Origin of the sequence: Candidatus Laterigemmans baculatus (assembly GCF_010367455.1) — a bacterium.
Taxonomy (GTDB): Bacteria; Planctomycetota; Planctomycetia; order Pirellulales; family Pirellulaceae; genus Laterigemmans; species Laterigemmans baculatus.
The window spans coordinates 1-4,197 of sequence record NZ_WRPR01000081.1; the positions used below are offsets into that span (position 1 = coordinate 1).

At 63.4% G+C, this 4,197-nt stretch carries 3 protein-coding genes; all 3 read right to left on the minus strand.

Annotation, left to right across the window (positions count from 1 at the left end; all coding sequences use genetic code 11):
* Nucleotides 1–165 precede the first annotated feature (165 nt).
* Nucleotides 166–1,791, minus strand: a complete 1,626-nt coding sequence (gene serA / locus GNK13_RS16290) for a phosphoglycerate dehydrogenase (RefSeq protein WP_164103621.1) — start codon at nt 1,789–1,791, stop codon at nt 166–168.
* A gap of 231 nt (nt 1,792–2,022) precedes the next feature.
* Complete coding sequence (gene serC / locus GNK13_RS16295; RefSeq protein ID WP_203329100.1) at nt 2,023–3,132, minus strand: 3-phosphoserine/phosphohydroxythreonine transaminase; 1,110 nt, start codon at nt 3,130–3,132, stop codon at nt 2,023–2,025.
* 63 nt (nt 3,133–3,195) lie between these two features.
* On the minus strand, nt 3,196–3,960 hold the full coding sequence (locus tag GNK13_RS16300; protein WP_203329101.1) for a tetratricopeptide repeat protein: 765 nt from the start codon (nt 3,958–3,960) through the stop codon (nt 3,196–3,198).
* Nucleotides 3,961–4,197: the final 237 nt, after the last annotated feature.

The window sequence follows — 4,197 nt, forward strand, 5'->3', positions numbered from 1 at the left end:
TCCGGTTCGCGCGGCGTTCTCGAGAAGCGGGGGCTAGCGCCCGGCGGCTGGTGCAATATGCAGGCTTACGCTTGATGAAATCAGCCGCCACGCGATAGCGTCCGGTTTGCGCGGCGTTCTCGAGAACCGGGGGCTAGCGCCCGGCGGCTGATGCAATATGCAGGCTTACGCAAGCCAGGAGGGGAGTTCTCCAGCCGCTGGCAGCTGAGCCACGACGACCGTCTCGATCGGCTCGATCTCGGTGACTTCGTCCAACGCGGCTTGCGGCGGCATTCCGTCGAGGTTGAGCACGCCGATCGCATGCCCCCCCGGCTGGTGACTGCCCCGCCCGACCGCCATCTGGGCGATGTTCACCTGGTGGCGACCAAAGACGGTTCCGACGCGGCCGATAATTCCCGGGACATCGGTATGGGTGAAGATCAGCAGGTGCCCATCCAAAAATGCCTCGAGGCGGTAATCATCGACCATCACCAAGCGAGGCATGTTTTGCCCGAGCAACGTGCCGCTGGCGGCAACGGTCCGCCCATCGCCGGACACTTCGGCAGTGAGGCTCGAAGCGAAGGCGCCACGCTCGCGGTGCTTCTGCTCGGAGAGTTCGATTCCCCGCTCGCGAAGCAGCAGCTCGCTGTTGATGATGTTGACCTCTTCTTCCATCGCTCGCTGCAGCAATCCGGCGCAGAAGGCGTTGGTCAGAAGGCGTGTGTCCTTCTCGCACACATCGCCGCGGTAGCTGAGCCGCAAGGAGCTGATTCCACCTCCGTGGTACTGGGCCAAAAACAACCCCAGCCGGTAGGCGACGTCGAGGAACCCGCGGATATCGGCGAGCGTTTTGGGGTCGAGCGAGGCGACGTTGACGGCGTGCCGGATCTCACCGGTCTTGAGGAAGTTGATCAGCAGGTGAATCCCCTCGACGGCGACTTGCGTCTGGGCCTCCTCGGTGCTCGCCCCGAGGTGGGGCGTGCAGACGACGCCGGGCATCTCGAACAGCGGGCTGTCGGTGCACGGCTCCTCCTTGTAGACGTCCAACGCGACGCCGCCGATCTGCCCCGACTTGAGCCCCGCAACGAGGGCCGCTTCGTCGTAGATGCCTCCCCGCGCGGCATTGATCAACCGCACGCCCGGTTTCAGCTCGCTGAGGTTGTTGAGATTGATCAGCCCCTCGGTTTCCGGAGTCAGCGGCGTGTGCACCGTCAGGTAGTCGACCCGCGGGAGCATCTCGGCGACCGTCGCGGCTCGCTCGATTCCCAGCTTCAGGGCCTGCTCGTCGGTCAAGAACGGATCGTAAGCGACGACCCGCATCTGGAACGCCAACGCGCGGGTCGCGACTTCGCGGCCGATCCGCCCCATGCCGACAATCCCGAGCGTTTTGTCAGCCAGCTGAGTGCCCATATAGGCTTTGCGGTCCCAGCGATGCTCGACCAAGCTCTGATGGGCCGGGGCGATGTTGCGGGAGAGAGCCAGCATTAGGGCGAACGCGTGCTCGGCGGTGCTGACCGTGTTGCCGGTCGGCGTATTCATGACCACGATGCCGAGCCGAGTCGCAGCCACTTTGTCGATGTTATCGGTGCCCACACCCGCTCGCACGATCGCCTTCAAGCGGCGATTGCCGGCGAGCGACTCGGCGGTGATTTTGACGCCGCTACGGACGATCGCTCCGTCGTATTCGGCTAACGCTTCGCGCAGCTCGTCTCCCTTGAGCCCAGTCCGAATGTCGTATTCGATCTTCGGTTCAGCGTCGAGCAGAGCCAGCCCTTCCGGGGCAATGGTGTCCAGAACGATAATGCGTTGCATGAGGTTGCGGTGGTGGAAAGGGAGCGATGGAGCGAAAGATCCAAGGGGGCAAAGCTCGCGGGCCGGGGGGCAGCGCTAGGATCTCTCAGAAAACCCAGTGATTTTAGTCTTTTGAGCCGTAGGCGCTAGCCTCGGGCCTCGCAGCCCCGGAATTTTCGCTGCAGCACCCGCGGCTACCGCCGTCGGCTCACCCGCGGCTAGCGCCGTCGGCTCAGTCTTTTCTGACAGAGCCTAGCCCTGGGAGGCGAAGGATCGCATGAAGTCGGCCAGGGTCTGAACCCCTTCGCGAGGCATCGCATTGTAGATGCTCGCTCGGATCCCACCGACGCTGCGGTGCCCTTTGAGATTCCCCAACTGCTGTTCGGCCGCACCGGCGAGGAACCGTCCCTGCGACTCGTCGTCGGGGAGTCGGAAGGTGACGTTCATCCGCGAGCGGACGTCGCGAGCGGCGTGCCCCTGATAGAAATCGGAGTATTCGTCGATGACGCTGTACAGCAAATCGGCTTTCTCGCGGTTCTGCTGGGCCATCGCGTCGAGCCCGCCCACCTCGCGCTGCAGCCACTTGGCGACCAACCCGAGCACGTAGATCGCGAACGTCGGCGGGGTGTTCCACTCCGAATCATTTTCGGCGTGGTTGCGGTACAGCATGTAGCCCGGCAGGTCGGCCGAGCCGAGGGGGAGCAGATCGCGGCGGATGATCACGACGGTCACTCCAGCCGGCCCTGCATTCTTCTGAGCACAGGCGTAGAGAATTCCGTAACGGTCCACCTCGAGCGGGCGGCTGAGAAAGTCGCTCGAAGCATCGCAGACCAGCGGCACGCCGGCCGGGCACGCGGGCTCGCTCTGGAACTGGACTCCCTGGATCGTCTCGTTGCTGCAGTAGTAGAGGTAGGCGGAGTCGTCGGGGATCCGCAGCTCGCCGGCCGAGGGAAGCGTGCTGTAATTCTTCTCGGCCCCGTCCCAGACTTTCTCGATCGCCCCTTCCTTGACCGCTTCGGCGATCGCGCTCTTGCTCCACGAGCCGGTGACCAGATAGTGGGCCGTCTTCTGCGTCCCCCGCAGCAGGTTGGCGGGGATCATCGAAAACTGAAATCGCGATCCTCCCTGGAGGAAGAGGACCGCATAGTCGTCGGAGATCGACAGCAGTTGACGCAGATCGGCTTCGGCGGCGTGCAGGATGTCGACGAACTGCTTATCGCGGTGGCTCATCTCGAGCAGCGAGGAACCGGCCCCCGGCAAGCACAGCATTTCGTCGCGGACTTGTTCCAGAACGGAAACCGGCAGTGCGGCCGGGCCTGCGGAGAAGTTGAAAATGCGTTGAGCGAGATCTTGAGTGGTCACCAGTGCACCGAAAGCGAAAGGGCCGCGTCTGGAAAGAACGAGCCCGAATTCTAATGGCGGCTCTCAATATCTTCCATGACCCAGGGTGGTGCTGCTCGCCGGCGGTTGGGCCATCCGCGTCCCGCCGCTGCTCAGCGCGCTGTTGTAGCTGTCGGCCAGCTGGCGATTGAGTGCCGCGATCCGCTCCTGAACCATCGGCTGCATGTTGTTCAGGCTGAAGCTCCGCTGGTAGTTGGCCAGGGCCTGCGTCAGATCGCCCGAGGCTTCCCGCATCCGGGCCAGCGCCAACCAAGCCCGGGCGCTGTTCGGATCTTGCTGGACCGCGTCCTCCAGATACTTCTTGGCTGTCTGCGGCTCGCCAAACTCCTCGTACAGCCGAGCCAGCTCGATCCGCGCTTCGGCGTAGTGCGGATTCTTCATCGTCCAGTTCTTGAGCAGCGTGAAGGCCTGATCCGGACGCCCCGATTCGACCAGCAACACGGCCAGCCCGCGGTGGCAATCGACGTGATTCGGTTCGTGGTCGAGGCACTGGTTGTAGAGCGCCTCGGCTTGCTCGATCAGCGCCGCGTCGTTCCGCTGGATTCCCATGTGGTGCGTCGTGGCGGCCAAGTTGTAGTAGCCGTCGGCGCTGGTCGGGTCAGTCGCAATCGCTTTCTGAAACTCCTGCATCGCCGCGCTGTACTGGCCCTGCTCGTAGAGCCGAGCCCCTTGCGCGTTCTGACCGCTGGCGGCCCAGTGGCATCCGCACTGGGCGGCTAAAATCCATCCGACCAGCGAGCTGGTGGCCAGCATCAGAAGTCGATGACGCGCGGGAGGGACGATATCCATATCGGCTTTCCGACCAGTTGGGGTGGAGACCTGGTGCAAGGCTTCGGCGGCGGACCGTACCAATGCCCGGCGAAGACCAGCAAGATCGTTTCCCGAAATCTTGAGGTTTTGACTCAAGTTCGTATCAAATCAGCCGCCGGGCGCTAGCTGGACAGCGCCACTTTCTCACGCTGAATTGCCATAAAGTCAGCAGTGCCCAGCAGTTGGCTATCAAGTCGTTTAACGGCAAGCCGAAGG

Bases quoted from the DNA above. Each gene is read 5' to 3' on its own strand.
- serA (WP_164103621.1), bottom strand. From the start codon at position 1,791: ATGCAACGCATTATCGTTCTGGACACCATTGCCCCGGAAGGGCTGGCT.
- GNK13_RS16300 (WP_203329101.1), bottom strand. From the start codon at position 3,960: ATGGATATCGTCCCTCCCGCGCGTCATCGACTTCTGATGCTGGCCACC.